The sequence below is a fragment of the Piscinibacter sp. PDB1-1 genome (genome assembly GCF_056675995.1).
The window spans coordinates 276,081-294,444 of sequence record NZ_JBWVZJ010000002.1 but is presented as its reverse complement, the minus strand read 5'-3'; the positions used below and the strand labels follow the sequence as shown (position 1 = coordinate 294,444).

Genomic DNA, 18,364 nt, shown 5'->3' with positions numbered 1-18,364 from the left:
CACCATGACCCGCATCTGTGTTGTTGCCCTCGACGACCCGACCAATATCCGCTTGTGGTCGGGCACGCCGTATCACATCCTGCAGGCGCTGCGGGCGGAGTTCGACGACCTAGTCGTCATTCGAAAGCCTTACTCGGCGCTGTTCGTGAAGGTGCGCAGCTGGTTCTCGCGTATCGCCTCGAAGCTGCGCATACGCAACGTCTGGTTCGAGTACTTGCCGGGTATGGCGTGGTGGGGTGCACGCGAGACGCTGCGGCAGATCCGCGCAGCACGGCCTGACATGGTGGTGGTGATTGCCTACTGCCCGCTCAGCGGCGTGATCTCGCGCCACGTGCCTACGGTGCATATCTCGGACGCAACCTTCGAGCTGATGCACGGCTACTACGAGAGCTTCACGCGCCTGCCCGAGGTTTGCAAACGCATCGCGCAAGTGCTGGAGCGTCGGGCCATCACCGAATCACGCGTCACGCTGCTGTCGTCGCAATGGGCGGCCAATTCGGCGGTTTCCTACTACGGTGGCACGCCCGAGCGGGTGCACTTCATTCCCTGGGGTTGCAACTTCGAATCCGACCCCAACCCCGGCGGCCATATCGACCGCTTCGACAACGAGGTGTGCCACCTGCTCTTCATCGGCATGGACTGGGAACGCAAGGGCGGTGCACTTGCCGTGGCCACGGTCGAGCGGTTGCGCGCGCTTGGAGTACGCGCGTTACTGCACGTAGTCGGCGTGTCGCCGGCCGGCTCGGTCTCCACTGAGAGCGTGCGCTTCCATGGTGTGCTCAGCAAGGCCGACCAAGCCCAGCGCCAGCAGTTGCGCGACGTGATGCACCAGTGCGCCTTTCTCTTTCTGCCGACTCGACAGGATTGCACCCCGATGGTGTTCTCGGAGGGGAATTCCTACGGCATGCCCGGCATCAGTACCGACACCGGTGGCGTATCCAGTGTGATCACGGAAGGCGTCAACGGGCACCTGCTGCCGCTGGCTGCAGGACCTGACGACTACGCGGCACTGATCGCACGCGTGTGGGGAGACCAACCACGATTTCTGGCGCTGCGCGAATCCTCGCGGCAGCAGTACGAACAGGTTCTCAACTGGAAGATATGGGCGCGGCAAAGCGCGCTACTCATCCGCGCTGCGATCGCGCGAGCGCCGGCTCCAAGAGCAGCGAGCACCGTTCCGTCCCCAAGGTGAGTGTGTCAAGCCAGTCTCGCGAGCGAGCGCGGCGGCGCCCAGTGCGAGATCGGTCCAACAAGTAAACAAACGGAAGAGATCACTGATTCATCTATGGCGTTCTTGGAGAACATACGGGCCGACTTGAGGGCCTACGACGGCAACTGGGGAGCACAGGGCTTCTGGGCCATGGTCGTCTATCGCTTTGGCCGCTGGCGCTACACCATCCGGTTTGCGCCGCTGCGCAAGCTGATGTCATTGGTGTTTCGCATCCTCTTCAAGCTCGTGCACATCACCACCGGAATCGAGTTGCCGGCCGAAGTCGAGGTGGGAAAGAACTTCGTCATCGATCACTTCGGGGGCATCGTCATCAATGGTCAGGCGCGGTTTGGCGACAACTGCCGCATCCGCAGCGGCGTCGTCGTGGGGCTGAGTCGCGTGTCCGAGCCCTGCGCGCCGGTGATTGGCGACAACGTGGACATCGGTACAGGAGCCAAGGTGCTCGGCCCGATCCGTATCGGCAACAACGTGATGATCGGTGCCAACGCAGTCGTGATCCGGGATGTGCCCGACAACTCCATCGCGGTGGGCGTGCCCGCCGTCATCAAGCCTCGCAAGGACGTCTGATGCATCCGCTGGACTATTTTGATCGTGTCTATGTCATCAACCTTGCGTCGCGCGCGGACCGCCGCGAAGAGATGGGTGAACAGCTCCGCTTGGTGGACCGCAGCTTCGGCGCGCAGAACATTCACCTCTTCGAGGCCAGCCGGCCGGATGGCCCCGGCGCCTTTCCGTCCATTGGCGCACGTGGCTGCTTTCTGAGCCACCTGCGCATCCTTCAAGACGCGCGCAAGCGTGGCTGCGAACGCATCCTGATCCTCGAAGACGATCTCAACTTCGTGCCCGGTTTCGTCGCCCATGCCACACCAGTGATCGACGCCCTGAAGCAACAGGACTGGGCGATGTTCTACGGCGGCTACGAGGCCTTGTCGGTGTCGCCGACGACGACTCAGGGGTTGGCGCGCCTCGCTCCCACCGACAGCCTGCGCACCACGCATTTCGTGGCCTTGCGCACGCCAGCGATCGAAGAGGCCGCCAGCTACCTCGAAGCGATGCTGGCCCGCCCAGCTGGAGACCCGGCCGGCGGCCCCATGCACGTGGACGGTGCCTACGGCTGGTATCGCGCAGCGCACCCCCATCGCGCCACTTTGGCGGCCATCCCCGAGCTGGGCCATCAGCGCGCCTCCCGTACTGACATCCACCCTCTGCGATGGTTCGACCGCTGGTGGGGGGTGCGCGACGTCGTGGCGGGCTTGAGGCGCCGTCGCAACGCCTGATCCGCCGCCAGGCGCGACAAGTTGCTCAAGTGACCTTCGGGATACCCCGAATGCGGGGCTGCGCCCGAGAGACTCCTCGGCGACGATTGCTCCAGTCGGCCAACTCGCTTCCCTTCGACGCGCGGGGCCAGATGCCACCGCATTGCTGACACCGTTGCCCGCACTTCCATGACCTTGCGCGTTGCCTATCTCATCAACCAGTACCCCAAGGTGAGCCACAGTTTCATCCGCCGCGAGATCCTGGCGCTTGAAGATCATGGCGTCGAGGTCGACCGGTGGGCGTTGCGCGGCTGGGCGGATGCGCTGGTGGATCCGGCCGACATCGCGGAACGCAAGCGTACCCGCTACGTGCTGCAGCGCGGGGTCATGGCGCTGATGGCGGCGATGCTGAGCCGCCTGGTGCGATCGCCGCTGAAATTCTGGCAAGCCCTTCGCCTGGCCTTGCGCATGTCGAAGCGCTCAGATCGCGCATTGCCCTTTCACCTGATCTACCTGGCTGAGGCCTGTGTGTTGATGCACTGGTTGGACGAGCGCAAGGTCGACCATGTGCATGCCCATTTCGGCACCAACCCGGCCGAGATCGCTGCGCTGCTGCAGGCCTTGGGCGGCCCGGCCTTCAGCTTCACCGTGCACGGCCCGGAAGAATTCGACAAGCCCGAGGCATTGGCGCTGGGCGAAAAGATCCGGCGCGCGGCGTTCGTTGTGGCGATCAGTTCCTTCGGCCGCAGCCAGCTCTACCGTTGGTCGCGTGCGCGCGACTGGGGGCGGCTGAAGATTGTTCATTGCGGGCTGGATTCCGCGTTCCACGCTGGCGAGTTGCCTCCGGTGCCGGCCGCGGCGCGCCTGGTGTGCGTCGGCCGCTTGTGCGAGCAAAAGGGGCAGCTGCTGCTGGTCAATGCCGCGCACCGCCTGGTGCAGTCGGGCGTGCCGCTCGAGTTGGTACTGGCCGGTGACGGCGAGATGCGCGGCGACATCGAATCGCTGGTGCAGCGACTCGGCCTGACTCAACACGTGCGCATCACTGGTTGGATCGATGCGGCCTCCGTGCGCGAGGAGATCCTCGCGGCGCGCGCCCTCGTGCTGCCGAGCTTCGCAGAGGGGCTGCCGGTGGTGCTGATGGAGGCCTTGGCCCTGGCACGGCCCGTCTTGAGTACCTACGTTGCGGGCATACCCGAGCTGGTGCTGCCCGGCGAAGCGGGCTGGCTTGTGCCAGCCGGCGACGTGGATGCGCTGGCTCAGGCGATGCACCGCTGCCTCGCCGCTGCGCCTGCTGAGCTCGATGGCATGGGGGCGGCTGGGCGCTTGCGTGTGATAGAGCGCCACAGCATTGCCACGGAAGCAGCCAAGCTGGCAGGGCTCTTCCGAGATGCGGTGCGGCAACCCGCCTTGGTGCCGGCATGACCACGCTGCTCTATCTCGCGCTCGTGGCTGCGGTGTTGGTGCTGGCCGTGCCCGCGTTGGTGCTGGGCGTGCAGTTGCTGCTGTGCCTGCTGCCGGCTCGGCGTGCCGTGCCAGCCTCGCCGGACGGTGCGCACGTTGCGGTATTGATCCCCGCTCACAACGAAGCGGTGGGCATCGCTGCGACCATCGACAGTGTGCGGGCACGACTGCCCCAGAGTGGGCGGGTGCTCGTGGTGGCCGACAACTGCGACGACTCGACAGCTGAAGTGGCACGCGCCGCCGGCGCCGAAGTGGTCGAACGACAAGATGCAGTGCTGCGCGGCAAAGGCTACGCCCTTGACTTCGGCATGCGCCACCTAGAGCGCAATCCGCCTGACGTGCTGATCGTGCTCGATGCCGATTGCACCATTCACGCCGACGGAATCGAACGCCTGTCTGCCAGGGCCCTGTCAAGTGGCCGGCCGGTGCAGGCGCTGTACCTGATGCGCAGCCTCGGCACACCGAGCCTGCGCATGCGTGTGGCCGAGTTCGCGTGGCTGGTCAAGAACCACCTCCGTCCGCTCGGCTCCAGCCAGATCGGGGCGCCTTGCCAGTTGATGGGTACCGGCATGGCATTTCCCTGGCCCTTGATCGCCTCGGCGTCGCTGGCCAATGGCCACCTGGTCGAAGACATGAAGCTCGGCGTCGATCTCGCCGTGGAAGGTCGGCCACCCTTGTTCGCCGCCGAGGTGCTCGTCACAAGCTACTTTCCCACCACTGCGCAAGGGGTGGACAGCCAGCGCCAGCGCTGGGAGCACGGCCACTTGGCGATGCTCGGGCGGGAATTGCCGCGCCTGCTCTCGTCCTCGCTGCGTCGCGGCAACCTGAGTGGGTTCGGCCTCGCGGGTGATCTGCTTGTGCCTCCACTGGCCTTGCTCGTGCTGTTGTTGAGTGCAGCGTGCGCCGCAGCCGGGCTGGCATGGGTGCTGGAGGGCTGGGTGGTGCCGTTTGCTGTCAGCGCGGCCAGCTTGCTGCTGGTGCTTGTGGCCACTCTGCTTGCCTGGAGGCGCCATGGCCGCGCGGTGCTCAGCTTTGCCGATCTGCTGAGCGTGCCCAGCTACGTGTTCTGGAAGATTCCCTTGTACCTGCGGTTCCTGTTCAAGCGACAGACTGCGTGGATCAGGACTCAGCGCGATGGCGAATGAATTGATTGAAACTGCGGACCCCTTGCACCTGCCAACGCGGGAGCAGCAACCGCTCACAACGCACCTGCGGCTCACCAAGCCGGATACGCCGCATGCGGTCGACTTCGGCCGTGACGTGCATTGCATACTGGGCCTGACCTTTGACGCGATGACGCTCGATGACGCAGTGGCACGCGTCCGCCACGCGGCCAACAGTCGCACGTCGTGTTTCGTGTCAACACCCAACGTCAACTTTCTCGTCGCATCAACCAGCGATTCCGAGTTCCGAGAATCCGTCATCCACAGTGACCTGAGCCTGGCCGATGGCATGCCAATTGTCTGGATGGCGCGTGCGCTTGGCCTGCCGATGCGAGAGCGGATCGCCGGTTCCGATCTTTTCGACCAGTTGAAGGAGGGTGCCGCGCCAGGTCTCGGGGTCTACTTCTTCGGTGGGCCCGATGGTGTGGCGCAGAAGGCGAGCGAAGCGCTCAACGCGCAGCCGCGTGGCCTGTTCGGCGTGGGTGGTGAGTCGCCGGGACAGGTGTCGGTCGCGCAGCGCGCAGAAGCGGGTTGCATGGAACGCATCAATGCGTCGGGCGCGCAGTTCCTTGTGGTGGCCCTGGGGGCTAAGAAGGGGCAGGCCTGGATCGACCTCAACCGCGCGGGTTTGCAGGTACCGGTGGTGAGCCACCTGGGCGCGGTGGTCAACTTCGAAGGTGGTGGGCTCACGCGCGCGCCAGCGTGGGCGCGCCGGGCGGGAATGGAGTGGTGCTGGCGCATCCTTGGCGAGCGCAGCCTCTGGCGCCGCTACTGGAGCGACGGCCGGGCATTGCTGCGCCTTGTGTTCGCGCGACTGCTGCCCACACTGTGGTTGACGCGCGTGGCGCTTCCATTTCGCCGTACCACGGCCGAGGCGCCCGATCTTTCAGTGAACGACGCGGGTGAGAGCTTCCAGCTGACGATCCGGGGCAACTGGTGCTACGACGCGGCGGTGCCGCTGCGATTCGCGTTGCGCCGCGCAGCCGACAGCGACAAGCCTGTCAATGTGGTCTTCGCGCGCGGGGCGGGCGCCGATCTCGGTATCGTGGCCCTGCTGTTGCTGCTCAGGGGCTTCTGCTCCGAGCGAGATATCGCGTGCAGCGTCGAGGTGCATGACCCGCTGCTGCGACGCCTGTTTGCGCTTTGTGACCTGAGCTGCACTGCTCCCGAATTCGGCGCGGCCTGAACGGGCTCAGCCCACAATGTTTCGATGATGAACGAGTCTCCTTTGCGCGTTTTGATCGTCGCCGAACACGCCAGCGCGCGCTTTGGCGGTGAAGCATCGTTACCGCTGCATTACTACCGGGTGCTGCGCGCGCGGGGCATTCCGGTTTGGCTGATCACGCATGCTCGCGTGCGTGCCGAGCTGCAGCAGACCTTTCCTAGCGATGCCGAGCGTATCTTCTATATCGAAGACACGTGGATGCACCTCGCGTTGTGGCGCATCTCGCATTGGATCCCGGCCCGGCTCGACTACGTGACGACCGGCTATGTCATGCGCATCATCACGCAGCGTGCGCAGCGTCGCATCGCGCGCAGAGCCATCGCAGAGCTGGGTGTGTCGGTGGTGCACCAGCCGATGCCGGTGTCGCCCAAGGAGCCCTCTCTGTTGCATGGCCTGGGCGTGCCAGTGGTCATCGGCCCGATGAATGGCGGTATGGACTACCCCGCCGGATTCAAGCGCCAGCAGTCGCCCTTGCTCGACACGGTGGTGCGCGTCGGCCGCGCCGCGGCAGCTTCGATGAACTGGCTGATGCCCGGCAAGCGTCGTGCGGCGGCGCTGCTCGTCGCCAATGAGCGCACGGCGCGCGCGCTGCCTGCCGGGGTGTGCCGCAACGTCATACCGCTGGTTGAGAACGGCGTCGACCTGTCGCTGTGGAAGGATGAACCCGGCGTGCCGGAGGGCGCTGATGAGACCCTGACTCGCTTCGTTTTCCTGGGTCGTCTGGTTGACTGGAAAGCCGTCGATCTGCTGCTAGATGCGTTTGCCAACGCCAGGCAGCGCGGCCGCATGGCGCTCACGATCATCGGTGACGGTGTCATGGGCTCTTCACTCAGGGCCCAGGCCGAGCAGCTCGGCGTGTTGGCAGCCGCCGATGGCGAGGCTGGCAAGGTCTGGTTCGCCGGCTGGATGCCGCAGGCGCAGTGCGCCGCCAAGCTGCGCGCCCAGCACTGTCTGGTCCTGCCCAGCCTCATGGAGTGTGGTGGTGCCGTGGTTCTGGAGGCCATGGCGCTGAGCAAGCCGGTGATCGCAACGGCCTGGGGTGGGCCCACCGACTACCTCGACTCGAGTTGTGGAGTGCTGGTCGAACCTCGGTCGCGCGAAGCGCTGATCGACGGACTCGCACAGGCCATGGTGCGGCTCGCTGAGTCGCCGGCGCTGCGCTCGGCAATGGGGCGCGCCGGGCGTGAGAAGGTGTTGCGCGAGTTTGACTGGGAGGCCAAGGTCGACCGCATGATCGAGGTCTATCGCAGCGTCAGCCCTCGTGCCAAGGTGCCCATCAAGATCGTCGAAAGGGCGGGGGCGTCATGAGCGTCGTGCTGGTGTCGCCGTCATCGCAAGCTCAGGTAGCCGACGCTGCGTTAGCGGCAGAGGTCTCGGCCGATGTGCCCGATTGGTCCCGCGAGCACAAAGCCAACTGGCGTTGGGATCCTGCGCGAGCCCTGCTGGCCAGCATTCGCAGCTATCAGCGGCATGCCGCCGCAAACAGCCCGTGGGGGCAGATGCTCAAGCGCTGGGCCGTGATGCGCCACCGGTGGTGGAGTGCCGTGACGGGTGCCGACATTCCGCTCAATTGCCGCATAGAAGGAGGTTTGATGCTGCCTCATCCCAATGGTGTGGTCGTGCATCCCGATGCCGAGATCGGACCGAACTGCCTCTTGTTTCAGCAGGTCACGCTGGGCATGGGCGAGGGAGGTGCGCCACGCCTGGAGGGGCATGTCGACGTCGGTGCCGGTGCGAAGATCCTCGGCCGCGTCACCATCGGCCGGCATGCCCGAATTGGCGCCAATGCCGTTGTTCTGTGCGATGTGCCAGCCGGCGCGACGGCGGTGGGCATACCTGCCCGCGTCATTCCGGCCCATCGTTCCTCACCTTGAGAGGCGCAAGCCATGTCCGTATCCTCGTTTGAATCGACTACACCGCGCCGCGTTTTCTGTGTGCTCAGTGCGAGATCGCTGCCTTACGCCGAGAAAGCCATCGATAGCCTGTTCGCACGCGCTGCCGAGCCGATCTCGCTGACCTTGATCACCGATGGCGAAGCCGACAAGCAAGAGATCATCGCGTCCGTCGGGCGATTGCAGGTGCCGGCACAGCACACCTGGTCGGTGCACTCACAGGCAGAAGCCGACGAGCGCGCCGAAGCCTTGTTTGCTCGGCAGCATCATCTGCGTCAGTTCCGCTTTGGCCACCCATGCTGGCGCAAGCTGACCGACCCGATGCTGTTCAGCGCCCCGGGCGAGGAAATGATCATCCTCGACCCCGACCTGTACTTCCCGAATCGATTCACCTTCGAGAGCACGCCCGAGAAGGGCGTGTTGCTGATGTGGCAGCCGCCGAGTTGCCTGCTACCCGACGAGGTGGTGATGACGGCCTACCGTACGCCGATCCAACTGGCGCACCACGTCGACATCGGTGTCGCGCAGTTACGCAATCAACTCGATCTTGATTGGTTCGACTGGCTGGTGGCGAGCTTGGGGGGCAAGGACATCCCCCGTGCGATGCATGTCGAGGCCATCGTCTGGGCTGCTATCGCGATGCGCGACGGGGGCGGTTATTTCGACCCCAAGCACTGGTACTGCTGGCAATACCGTCAGTGGAAACGGGTCGCATTGAAACTCGGTGTGTCAGGGCTTACCTTGCTGAAGGCCGAGAACCTGTCCAGCGTCAAGTGCTTCCATGCCAGTGGCGTTGCGAAGTGGTGGGTCAAAGAGGCATGCGAACGCGGGCTTTTCCCGCCAGAAGGCGCGATTCTTGAACGTTCCACGCCCAAGCCGTTCGAAGAACTTTCCTTGGGCGAATATGAGGCCGACCAGCGCGTCAAGCGCATTGCTCGGCGGCTTGGTTACTACTCGTTGCTGAAGGCGGGTGGCTGACGCCAGCGGGCGGGCGTATCCTGCGCCGGTGTGCCCCTGAAGTCTGGTGGCCGAACCCCCTCGCTCGCTCCATGTGGACCTTCCCCCGTTTGCCGACGCCCTATCGCTGGGCGACCCGAATTGCCATTGCATTGGTCGTTCTGGCAGCAGTGGCGTGGGCCGTGCGACGCGAGATGCCCGACAGCAATTCGAACCCTGCGTCTGTCGGCTCGACATCAGAGGACCCGGTGTTGCGCGCCGCTGCGCGCCAGGGCGAGTTGTGCAGTGGCGCCAATCCCGTCGGCGCGGGTCTGCGCGGTGAGTACTTCCCGCGTGAGAATCTAAAGGGCGACCCGTTGCTTGTCCGCACAGATGCTGTTGTCGATTTCGACACCGGCCTCGAGTGGACGCAACCGCAACGACCCGGTTCGGTGCGCTGGACGGGCTGGGTCAAGCCCCCCGTCTCGGGCGCCTATCAGTTCCACGTGCCGATCACGGGAGCACGCGTCACGGTCGCCCGCCAGATCTTTGAGAGCAACGCCAGCGACGCGACCACCGTGCAGTTGCATGCCGGTCGCTACGCGCCAATCACCATCGAGCTCAACCAATTGCCTGCCTCTGGGGCGGATCGCATTCAGCTCGAATGGACGACACCCTACGGCGCGCGCTTTGTCGTGCCACGTGCGCTACTTTTCGTGCCTGCCGAAGGCGCCGTCGCACGCAAGGCCTAGTAGTCGCCCCGATACCGGTAGCATGCGCTGCGCGCATGCTTGCCGCTGGCGGGCGGTACGGCTCTTGCAATGCAAGGTGGCGAAGGCGGCTCCCGCCGACCGCAACGGAGGTCTCCATGGTTCGATGGCAGCCCCGCGCCCGCCGCTACGCGACCGCACTCGCTCTCTTGTTGGCCCTGTTTGTCTATGCGTTGGTGGCGCTCAGGCCCCCCGCCGCGGCCTACTACGCTGAAGGAACGCGTCACGAGTTCTTCGGCGCTGACGTCTGGCGCGTGGCGGAGAACATCAACGACAGCCCGGCCATACGCCACTACCGCGATCGCGTGCATCCCTTGTTCTCGCTCGCGGGCGTCGTACCGACCCTTGCCGTGAAGCGTGCGCTGGGTTGCGAGTCCGTGAGCTGCGGTCTGCGCATCTACCAGTTGATGTTCGGCACGCTGGGTCTCTTCTTCTTCGTGCTCGTGATGCATCGTCTCAACCCGCGCCCTTGGGCGGTGGTGTTGCCGACGTTGCTGCTGTTTTGTTCATCGGCCGGTTGGAAGGTATGGAGCTATCTGCCCGAGACCTCGCTCTTTTCGTTCTTCACGCTCAACCTGGCCTTGTACGTGTTCCTGACCCGCCGCACACGCCAGGGTGAGATCGCTGCGGGTGTGTTGTCGTATTCGGGCACGGTGACGAACGGCAGCCTAGGCCTGGTGCTTCAGTTCCTGTCGGCCGACGGGGATCGCCGCAGGTTCCTCTCGCGCGCGCTGCAAACACTCGTGGTGCTGGCCGCGCTCGCGCTTCTACAGCGCAGCATCTTTCCGAGTTCTGTTCCGTTCTTCGATCTGTCCTTGGCGAGCGAGGAATCGAAGTACATCAATCGCGATCCGAGCGGGATCGCGTGGCGCCTCGCGGATTTCTTCATCTCGCCGCTGATCCTGTTCTGGCAAGCGCAGGTGTCGCAGATCGAGTTCAGTTCGATCGCCATGTTGAAGTCCATGGTGGCTCACATCGGAGACCAGAGCCGTCGCATTCAGGCGTGTGTGCTGATCGTGGTGGTGTTCCTGATCGGCGCGCTTGTCGTCGCGTCACGGTCACTTGTCTCCTTGTGGCGTGCTGCACGCCCAAGTGACCCGACCGCCTGGGACACCATCGTCGTTGCCCGCGGCCTGGCGTTGTACGTACTGGGCCAATTGCTGCTGCACCTGGTCTATGGCGACATGCCTTTCCTGTACGTGTTGCACTACCTGCCGGCGATGCTCTTGCTTCAAGTGCACCTTGTCGCTGCGCACCTTCCAAGAACCTACCCGCTCGCAGTGCTGCTCCTCGTGCTGGCCACGCAGGAAATCAACGCATCCCTCTACGCGTTTCTCGTGCCCGCCCCACTCTGAGGGGCCTCCGAGCGCATCCCTGAGCGCACCCTGTTCGACTTGAGCGCGCGCTGCACGGGTGCGGTGCGCAGCCGCCGCGTCGCTGCACCGAAACGACCCCTCATTTCGAGGGCGCGCATGCATCGCTGCGCGTGCCCGCTCGCATTACCCCGTGTTCACAGGGATGTGCGTGTCGACGAGGCACCGAACAATTCAAGAACAGAAACAGTTTGAAAACAGGGTCGCTCCGGGCTGGTTGACGGGTGGTATCGCGACAGGTGCCACCCCTCCCGTGACGGCAGAGTGGGGTCAACGGGATGAACGCTTTTCTCGGCATCATGAGCGGCGCTGCGCGAGGGCGCGTACTGGTCATCGCGATGATTGCGTCGGGCCTGCTGGCCTCTTGCGGCGGTGGAGATGATCCCCCCGAAGAAGATGCGCAAGACAGAACGCGCAGCAAGCCGCTCGACTACGTTCCGCCGGTGGCGATCCCCGCCGACGCATCCACACGGGGCATGTGGTCCCCGGTCTACAACTGGCCGCTCGTCGCAGTGCATGCGACGCTGCTCCCGGATGGCCGCGTTCTCACCTTCGGCAGCAGCGCTACGGGCCAGCAAGGTGCCAATGCGATCTACGACATCTGGGACAGCAGCGGTGCGCCCGACGCCGGCCACCTGACCTTGCCCAATGGTTCGGGTACCGACATTTTCTGCAGCTCCACGGTGATGCTGCCACCGCTCTCTGCCCAGGCGACACCTAGAGTTTTCATCGCCGGTGGTGACACCTGGACTGGCACCAGGACCACGAACAGCCCGAACAACAACAGCAACCTGCTCGATGTGAGTACGGGTGCGCTCTCCCGGCAGAGCAACTTGCGCAGTGCGCGTTGGTACAGCACCTCCACCACGCTCACCAATGGCGAGATCTACATCCAGGGTGGTACGGGCGGCAATCAGGCGCCTGAAGTGCGTGGCGTCGATGGCGCGTTCCGCCTTCTGTCGAACGCCAACACGTCGGGCTTGGACTCGAACTACCCGCGCAACTATGTGGCGCCGGATGGCCGCGTGTTCGGGTACGACTCCAACGGATGGATGTACTACGTCAACCCCACCGGCGCGGGGACCTTCGGGCTGGTGGGTCAGCTGCCATCGGTCTATGCGTCGTGGACAGGTAGTTCGGCGATGTTTCGCCCGGGCCGTATTCTTCATGTGAGCGGCTCTTCCAACAATGCCGCCGTGATCGACATCACCGGCGCGGCGCCGGTCGTGACGGCGACGCAATCGCTCTCGTCGCAGCGAGCCTGGGTCAATGCGACGATCCTTCCTGACGGCAAGGTCCTGGCGACCAGCGGCAGCCAGGTGGCCAACACATTGACGGGTGTCAATACCAAGGCCGAGATCTGGGACCCGACCACCGGCACCTGGATGCAAGGGCCTGCAGCCGCTCGCCCCCGCCTCTATCACTCCAATGCCTTGCTTCTGCCGGATGGCAGCGTGCTGGTGAGCGGCGGCGGCGCCACCGTTCCCGTGGGCACGGGTCCGTCCGACAACCTCAACGCCGAGATCTACTACCCGCCCTACCTGTTCACCGCCTCGGGCCAACGTGCGCCGCGACCTGTGATCGCGTCTGCGCCCGGCTGGGTCGACATCGGCAAGGTCATCCCGATCACCGTGACCAATGCCACCAGCGTGAGTCGCGTGACCTTGGTCAAGACGGGTGCGTCAACGCACAGCTTCAACATGGAGCAGCGCTTCGTCGACCTGACCTTCAGCGCCAGCGGCCCCAACCTCTCCGTGCAGATGCCGTCCAAAGCTGCGGACGCGCCTCCCGGGTACTACCAGATCTTTGTCTTCGATCAGGCCGGTGTGCCTTCGGTAGCCAAGATCGTGCGCATGGGCATCGCCGCGGCACCCAACCCCGCCATCGTGCCGACGATCACCAACCCGGGGGCTCAGTCCAACGAGCGCGGCACGGCGACCACGCTCTCGATCGCCGCCAACGACCCGAACGGCGACGCGCTCAGTTACTCCGCCACAGGGCTGCCACCTGGCCTGGCAATCAGCGCCACGTCGGGCGTGATCACCGGCGCACCCAACGCCCCCGGCAGCTACGACGTGACCGTGAGCGTGAGCGATGGCGTGAACGTGGCGAGTGCTGCGTTCGTGTGGAGCATCACCTACAGCAACCCGGTCATCGTTGCCCCCTTGCCTGTGAGCCCGCCCGCCGAAAGCGGATCGGCGATCTCGTTCACCGCGAGCAGCACTGGCGGCAGCGGGGTGGTCTACAAGTGGAACTTCGGTGACGGTGGTGCCGACACCGCCTGGTCGAGCTCGCCCTCGGTGAGCCACACCTTCAACAGCGCGGGCACATACACCATCACACTGATGGTGATCGACGACAGCCAGGTGCTGCTGACCCGCAGCTTCTTGCAGACGGTTTACCTGCCGGCGACGACGAGCCGACCGACGGCTTCGTCCAACATAGCCATCGAGACGCCCGCCAGCGGCAATCCGCGCCTGTGGGTGGTGAACCAGGACAACGACACGGTGAGTGTCTTCAACACCGTGACCCGCGCCAAGTTGGCCGAGGTGAATGTGGGGGCCTCGCCGCGGTCGATCGCGGTGGCGCCGAACGGACTGGTGTGGGTTTCCAACAAGCGGGGCAGTTCGATCAGCGTGATCAACCCGGCAACGCTGACCGTGTCCAACACGGTGCCCTTGCCGCGTGGCTCGCAGCCCTTTGGCATCGCGATGTCGCCTACGGCGGCGCAGGCATTCGTCGTGCTCGAAGGCACGGGCCAGCTGCTCAAGTTCGACACCGTGACCTTTGCGCAACTGGGCAGCGTGTCGGTCGGCGCCAACCCGCGCCACCTGTCGGTCAGCGGCGATGGTGCGAGCGTCTATGTGTCGCGGTTCATCACGCCGAGCCTGCCGGGCGAGTCCACCGCCACCGTCACCACTACGCCGAGTTCCGGCGGCGAGGTGGTGGTCATCAGCGCGGGTGGTCTGGGCTTCTTGCGCACCATCGTGCTGCACCACAGCGAGCGCATCGACCTCGAGAACCAGGGCCGGGGCATTCCCAATTACCTCGGTGCGGCGACCATCTCACCCGATGGAACGCACGCTTACGTGCCGTCGAAGCAAGACAACATCAAGCGGGGTGCATTGCGTGACAACACCGGCTTGAACTTCCAGAACACGGTGCGTGCAGTGACCTCACGCATCGCGCTCGGCACCCAGCAGGAAGACCTCAATCGACGCATCGACCACGACAACTCCAGCGTGGCCAGTGCAGCCGTGTACGACCCGCGAGGGGTGTTCCTGTTCGTTGCGCTCGAGACCAGCCGCGAGGTGGCCATCCTCGACGCCCACAACGGCGCGCAACTCTTGCGTCTCGAAGTAGGGCGCGCCCCTCAAGGCCTGGTGATCTCGCCAGACGGCAGCACGCTGTACGTCAACAACTTCATGGACCGCACGGTCGGCGTCTTCGACCTGCGCCCGCTGCTGGTCAATGGCCAGCTGAGCGTGCCTGCGCTCGCCACGCTGAACGCCGTCGGCGCCGAGGCCCTCACGCCGAGCGTGCTGCTGGGCAAGCAGTTCTTCTACGACGCCCGCGACAGTCGCTTGGCACGCGACCGCTACATGAGTTGCGCGAGCTGCCACAACGACGGCGGCGCTGACGGGCGTGTGTGGGATTTCACAGGGCAAGGTGAAGGCCTGCGCAACACCGTTGCATTGCGCGGCCGCGCCGGTGCGCAAGGTTCCTTGCACTGGAGCGGCAACTTCGATGAAGTGCAGGACTTCGAGGGTCAGATCCGTGCCCTCGCGGGCGGTTCAGGCCTGATGAGTGATGCTGACTTCACCACCGGCACACGCAGCCAGCCTCTGGGTCTGCCCAAGATTGGCGTTAGCGCTGACCTGGATGCGCTGGTGGCCTATGTCGCCTCGCTGGCCACCTTTGAGGTCAGCCCCTTCCGAAACGCTGACGGCTCGCTCTCCAGCGCGGCAACTGCCGGCAAGGCGGTATTCGAGTCGCAGAACTGCGCCGCGTGCCACGGGGGGAGCGCATTCACGGCATCTTCGGCGCTGGGCTTGCAGAATATCGGCACCCTCAAGCCATCGAGCGGCCAACGCCTGGGTGCCACGCTCGCTGGCATCGACATTCCGACGCTGCGCGATGTCTGGCGCACCGGGCCTTACCTTCACGATGGTTCCGCGGCAAGCCTGTCCGAGGCCGTGCTCGCCCACAACAACGTGACGTTGACCAGCGGTGACCTCACCTCGTTGGTGGCGTACTTGCGTGAGATCGGTTCCGATGAGAGCACCGCGCCAGGATCGGTCGGGAGCAGCCTCGGCGGTGCGGTGGTCGCAAGCAGCGGCGCGGCCAACCTCACAGCAGTCGGCACGGCCGACTGGGCGCACTGGGGCAATGGCGGGGTGCCAGGCGTGGTGCGCAAGGCCACCGGCGCCTCTCAGATCGGGGCGTACAGCGTGGTGGGTGGCGGGGCGGCGGCTCGCTACGACAACGACTTACGGCCTTTGTCCTGGACCGATGGGGCGCCTACGGCCGGCAGCAGTGCCAATGCAAACGGGTTGTATATCTCGGGCCAAGGTCGCGGCTTCTCGCTTTCCTTGCCCGCCAGCACGGCGACGCGCACGGCGACGTTCTTTGTGGGCGGCTGGGCGTCGTCCGGCACCTTCCGCGCGCACCTGTCGGACAACTCGGCGGCAGACTTCGTCGACACCACCGTCACTGCAACCGGCCAATACAACCGCACCTACACGCTCACCTATGCGGCGGGGTCTGCGAACCAGCAACTGGTCGTGACCTGGGTGCAGGCGGGCGCTGCCGGCAACGTGACGTTGAACGGTGTGGCGCTGAGTGCCGCGCCGGTCGGCCCGAATCACGCGCCGACACTGGCAGTGCCGGCCGCACAGACCGGCATGGTCGGCCAGGCGCTGGTGCTGACGATGAACGGGAGCGACAGCGATGGCGACACGCTCACCTACAGCGCCACCGGCTTGCCGGCCGGCGTGACCATCGCCCCCGCCACCGGAGCGATCAGCGGGACGCCCACCACGGCCGGCGCGAGCAGCTCCACCGTGAGCGTGAGCGACGGCCGAGGCGGCGTGGCCTCGGTGAACTTCACCTGGACGATCGAACCGCGCGCGAACCGGGCGCCCACCGTGACGACCCCGGCGGCCACGGTGTCCAGCGCGGGCCAGGCGACATCGCTGCAGATTGCGGCCGCCGACGCGGATGCCGATGCACTCAGCTACGCGGCCACCGGGTTGCCCACCGGCCTGGCGATCAATGCGACGACCGGCCTGATCAGCGGCACGCCCACGGCCACCGGCATCTACGCCGTGGTGGTGACAGTGCAGGACGGCCGCGGCGGCAGCGCCACGGCAAGCTTCAACTGGACGGTTCAGATCGCGCCGGTGGGCGGTCTGAGCGGGAGCATCGCGACGGCATCGACGGCGGCCAACCTGACCACGCTGGGCGGGTCCGACTGGGTGCACTGGGGCGATGGCACGCCGGGCCTGGTCCGCAAGGCCACTGGCGGCAACCAGATCAGCGCCTACACGATGGTCGCGCCCGCGAGCGTGGGCAACTACAACAACGACCTTCGCAGTCTGAGCTGGAGCGATGGCGTGCCCACCGCCAGCAGCGCAGGCAATGCCAACGGCGTGTATGTGGCGGGGCAGGGCAATGGCTTCTCACTGACGGTGCCCGCCAGCACGGCGACGCGCACGGCGACGTTCTTTGTGGGTGGCTGGGCGTCGTCCGGCACCTTCCGCGCGCACCTGTCGGACAACTCGGCGGCAGACTTCGTCGACACCACCGTCACTGCAACCGGCCAATACAACCGCACCTACACGCTCACCTATGCGGCGGGGTCTGCGAACCAGCAACTGGTCGTGACCTGGGTGCAGGCGGGCGCTGCCGGCAACGTGACGTTGAACGGTGTGGCGCTGAGTGCCGCGCCGGTCGGCCCGAACCACGCGCCGATCCTGGCAGTGCCGGCCGCACAGACCGGCATGGTCGGCCAGGCGCTGGTGCTGGCGATGAACGGGAGCGACAGCGATGGCGACACGCTCACCTACAGCGCCACCGGCTTGCCGGCCGGCGTGACCATCGCCCCCGCCACCGGAGCGATCAGCGGGACACCCACCACGGCCGGCGCAAGCAGCTCCACCGTGAGCGTGAGCGACGGCCGAGGCGGCGTGGCCTCGGTGAACTTCACCTGGATGATCGAACCGCGCGCGAACCGGGCGCCCACCGTGACAACCCCGGCGGCCACGGTGTCCAGCGCGGGCCAGGCGACATCGCTGCAGATTGCGGCCGCCGACGCGGATGCCGATGCACTCAGCTACGCGGCCACCGGGTTGCCCACCGGCCTGGCGATCAATGCGACGACCGGCCTGATCAGCGGCACGCCCACGGCCACCGGCATCTACGCCGTGGTGGTGACAGTGCAGGACGGCCGCGGCGGCAGCGCCACGGCAAGCTTCAACTGGACGGTTCAGATCGCGCCGGTGGGCGGTCTGAGCGGGAGCATCGCGACGGCATCGACGGCGGCCAACCTGACCACGCTGGGCGGGTCCGACTGGGTGCACTGGGGCGATGGCACGCCGGGCCTGGTCCGCAAGGCCACTGGCGGCAACCAGATCAGCGCCTACACGATGGTCGCGTGGGGCAACCCAGGCAACTACAACAACGACCTGCGAAGCCTGAGCTGGAGCGATGGCGCGCCCACGCCGAGCAGCGCAGGCAATGCCAGCGGGCTGTATGTGTCGGGCCAAGGCAATGGCTTCTCGCTGACGGTGCCGGCGGGGACGGCGGCGCGCACGGTCACTGTGTTCGTTGGCGGTTGGGCTTCGTCAGGCATCTTCCGTGCGCATCTGTCGGATAGCTCGGCAGCAGACTTCGTCGACACCACGATCGCTGCGTCGGGCCAGTACAACCGCACGTACACAATCACCTATTCAGCGGCATCGGCCAATCGCCAGCTGGTGTTGACCTGGGTGCAGGCAGGTCCTGCCGGCAACGTGGCGCTGAACGGCGTGGCCTTGTCACCTTAGACTCATCCGCA

Annotated in this window: 12 protein-coding genes; all 12 read left to right on the top strand. The window is 65.6% G+C overall.

The window, feature by feature from the left end:
- Positions 1-4 precede the first annotated feature (4 nt).
- The 12 genes from AC1KAR_RS13045 to AC1KAR_RS12990 all read left to right on the top strand — a co-directional run bounded on the left by AC1KAR_RS13045 (position 5) and on the right by AC1KAR_RS12990 (position 18,353).
- Positions 5-1,192, top strand: a complete 1,188-nt coding sequence (locus tag AC1KAR_RS13045; protein ID WP_480318307.1) for a glycosyltransferase family 4 protein — start codon at positions 5-7, stop codon at positions 1,190-1,192.
- Between the two features lie 93 nt (positions 1,193-1,285).
- Positions 1,286-1,798, top strand: coding sequence for a serine O-acetyltransferase (locus tag AC1KAR_RS13040; protein ID WP_480318305.1), 513 nt, complete (start codon positions 1,286-1,288; stop codon positions 1,796-1,798).
- Positions 1,798-2,508 (top strand): glycosyltransferase family 25 protein, encoded by a 711-nt coding sequence (locus AC1KAR_RS13035; protein WP_480318303.1) that lies wholly within the window; start codon positions 1,798-1,800, stop codon positions 2,506-2,508. The genes AC1KAR_RS13040 and AC1KAR_RS13035 overlap by 1 nt, the downstream gene beginning before the upstream one ends.
- A 168-nt stretch (positions 2,509-2,676) precedes the next feature.
- Positions 2,677-3,909, top strand: coding sequence for a glycosyltransferase (locus tag AC1KAR_RS13030; RefSeq protein WP_480318301.1), 1,233 nt, complete (start codon positions 2,677-2,679; stop codon positions 3,907-3,909).
- On the top strand, positions 3,906-5,093 hold the full coding sequence (locus tag AC1KAR_RS13025; protein WP_480318299.1) for a glycosyltransferase family 2 protein: 1,188 nt from the start codon (positions 3,906-3,908) through the stop codon (positions 5,091-5,093). Before AC1KAR_RS13030 ends, AC1KAR_RS13025 begins: the two co-directional genes overlap by 4 nt.
- Positions 5,083-6,297, top strand: coding sequence for a WecB/TagA/CpsF family glycosyltransferase (locus AC1KAR_RS13020; protein ID WP_480318297.1), 1,215 nt, complete (start codon positions 5,083-5,085; stop codon positions 6,295-6,297). Before AC1KAR_RS13025 ends, AC1KAR_RS13020 begins: the two co-directional genes overlap by 11 nt.
- Before the next feature lie 27 nt (positions 6,298-6,324).
- The gene (locus AC1KAR_RS13015) at positions 6,325-7,644 is read left to right on the top strand and encodes a glycosyltransferase family 4 protein (protein ID WP_480318295.1); all 1,320 of its coding nucleotides are present in this window, start codon (positions 6,325-6,327) and stop codon (positions 7,642-7,644) included.
- Positions 7,641-8,210 (top strand): serine O-acetyltransferase, encoded by a 570-nt coding sequence (locus AC1KAR_RS13010; RefSeq protein WP_480318293.1) that lies wholly within the window; start codon positions 7,641-7,643, stop codon positions 8,208-8,210. Before AC1KAR_RS13015 ends, AC1KAR_RS13010 begins: the two co-directional genes overlap by 4 nt.
- Before the next feature lie 12 nt (positions 8,211-8,222).
- On the top strand, positions 8,223-9,206 hold the full coding sequence (locus tag AC1KAR_RS13005; protein WP_480318291.1) for a hypothetical protein: 984 nt from the start codon (positions 8,223-8,225) through the stop codon (positions 9,204-9,206).
- A 71-nt stretch (positions 9,207-9,277) separates the two neighbouring features.
- A complete protein-coding gene (locus AC1KAR_RS13000) occupies positions 9,278-9,916 on the top strand; it encodes a PA14 domain-containing protein (protein ID WP_480318289.1) in 639 nt (212 codons plus the stop codon).
- A 116-nt stretch (positions 9,917-10,032) separates the two neighbouring features.
- Positions 10,033-11,289 carry a hypothetical protein gene (locus AC1KAR_RS12995; protein ID WP_480318287.1) on the top strand — a complete coding sequence of 419 codons (1,257 nt, stop codon included), beginning with the start codon at positions 10,033-10,035 and terminating at the stop codon, positions 11,287-11,289.
- A gap of 296 nt (positions 11,290-11,585) precedes the next feature.
- Complete coding sequence (locus AC1KAR_RS12990) at positions 11,586-18,353, top strand: putative Ig domain-containing protein (RefSeq protein ID WP_480318285.1); 6,768 nt, start codon at positions 11,586-11,588, stop codon at positions 18,351-18,353.
- Positions 18,354-18,364 lie beyond the last annotated feature (11 nt).